1 protein-coding gene is annotated in these 406 nt (G+C 73.2%); it reads right to left on the reverse strand.

Annotated features, from left to right (window positions below):
- A partial coding sequence (locus tag ACYVO7_RS25815; RefSeq protein WP_460452621.1) for an ATP-binding cassette domain-containing protein occupies positions 1-406 on the reverse strand: 406 nt, incomplete at both ends.

Genomic DNA, 406 nt, shown 5'->3' on the forward strand with positions numbered 1-406 from the left:
CGGATCCCAGTGGTTGAGGTCCGCGCCGTCGAGGCGGACCGTGCCGCCCGCGACCGGCCACACGCCGACCATCACCCGCGCCAGGCTCGACTTGCCGGCGGCCGACGCGCCGACCACGCCCAGCACCGCGCCGGCGGGAAGCGTGAGGGACACGTTGCGCAGCACCAGGGTCTCGCGTCCCGGCGCGCGCGCATGGACGTTCTCCAGCGTCACGGTGCCGGCGGGGGTGGGCAGGCGCAGGCGTTTGGACGGCTCCGGCACCTTCTCCAGCAGGCCGTTGACGCGCCGGTAGGCCTCGCGCATCGACACGAAGCCCTTCCAGTTGCCGATCGCGATCTCCACCGGGGCCAGCGCCTTGCCGATGATGATCGAGGCCGCGATCATCATGCCGGGCGACACCTCGCGC

The organism is Alsobacter sp. SYSU BS001988, from assembly GCF_054796215.1.